Source organism: Trebonia sp. (assembly GCF_049794275.1).
Lineage (GTDB): Bacteria > Actinomycetota > Actinomycetes > Streptosporangiales > Streptosporangiaceae > Trebonia.
In genome coordinates, this window is the sequence record NZ_JBARCR010001130.1 from 1 (window position 1) to 1,529 (window position 1,529).

The following is a 1,529-nucleotide window of genomic DNA, read 5'->3' on the forward strand; positions in this document are numbered from 1 at the left end:
TCGCGGGACGCGCGGGTGGCGCTCACCCTGAAGCTGGTCGCCGGCCTGTCGACCGAGCAGATCGCGCGCGCGTTCCTGGTGTCCACGCCCACGATGGCGGCGCGCGTCACTCGCGCGAAGAAGGCGCTCAGCGACGCGCGGGTGCCGTTCGAGGTACCGGTCGGCGCGGAACTCGAGGCCCGGCTCGCGTCCGTCCTCGAGGTCGTTTACCTGATCTTCAACGAGGGGTACGCGGCGACCTCTGGCGACTCCTGGACGCGGGCAGACCTGTGCGAGGAAGCGATGCGGCTGGGCCGCATGCTCGCCGCGCTCGCGCCTGACGAGCCCGAGGTGCACGGGCTTGTCGCGCTGATGGAGATCCAGGCGTCCCGCATCCCGGCCCGCGCCGGCCAGGACGGCGCGATGATCACGCTGCTCGACCAGGATCGCAGCCGGTGGGACCGGCTGCTCATCACCCACGGTCTCGAGTCGCTAGCCAGGGCGCGATCGCTCAGCGGCAGCGAGGTCAGCGGCCCGTACGTGCTGCAGGCCGCGCTCGCCGCGTGCCACGCCAGGGCCCTCATCGCCGAGGACACGGACTGGACCCGCATCGCGACCCTGTACCAGATGCTCGCCTCGCTCAGCCCGTCCCCGGTGGTCGAGCTCAACCGCGCCGTCGCGGTCGCGATGGCTGACGGCCCGGCCGCGGCCCTGCCCATCGTGGACTCACTGGCCGGCGATCCCGCGCTCCAGCACTATCACCTGCTGCCGAGCGTCCGCGGCGACCTGCTCGCCCGGCTTGGCAGGGACGCGGAAGCCCGCGCCGAATTCGAACGCGCCGCGGCCATGACCGGCAACGCCGCCGAACGCGCTCACCTGCTCCGCCGTGCCGCCGCCTGTTGACGCTCAGGGCAGGAAGACCACCCGGCCGATGGTGGCCCCGGCGGCGAGCCGCCGCAGCCCGTCCGGCACGTCGGCGAGCGTCAGCCGCTCGCTGATCAGCGGCCGGATCGTCCCGGCCGCGGCGAGCCTGGTCAGCTCGGCGTGACAGTCGGCGATCGCGCCAGGGTCCCGCTGCTGGTACAGGCCCCAGTGCAGGCCGACGATCGAGTAGTTCTTCACGAGCGCGTGGTTCAGCGCGGCCGACGGGATGTCGCCGCTGGCGAAGCCGACGACCAGGATCCGGCCCTCGAACGCGATGCACTTGGTGGACTTGCGGAACGCGTCGCCGCCTACGGGGTCGTACACGACGTCCGCGCCGCGTCCGCCGGTGACCTCCTTGACGACCGCGACGAAGTCCTCACGATGCCGGTCCACGACCACGTCCGCGCCGAGTTCCCGTGCCACCGCCGTCTTCTCCGGCCCGCCGGCCACGCCGATGACCCGTGCCCCGGCGGCCTTGCCCAGCTGGACGGCGCCGCTGCCGACGCCGCCCGCCGCCGCATGGACCAGCAGCGTCTCGCCGGCCGCCAGCCGGGCCCGCCGGTGCAGCCCGAACCACCCGGTCTGGTAGGTGATGAAGAAGGCGGCCGCCCCGGCGTCGTCGAGCC

At 73.4% G+C, this 1,529-nt stretch carries 2 protein-coding genes; one reads left to right on the forward strand and one right to left on the reverse strand.

Features of this window, described 5'->3' with window-relative positions; genetic code table 11:
- Window positions 1–882 (forward strand): RNA polymerase sigma factor (locus tag WA805_RS28070; protein ID WP_425243833.1); only part of this gene is annotated, 882 nt, incomplete at its 5' end.
- A gap of 3 nt (window positions 883–885) precedes the next feature.
- On the opposite strand, the gene WA805_RS28075 is transcribed toward WA805_RS28070, so the two are convergent.
- A partial coding sequence (locus tag WA805_RS28075) for an NADPH:quinone oxidoreductase family protein (RefSeq protein WP_425243834.1) occupies window positions 886–1,529 on the reverse strand: 644 nt, incomplete at its 5' end.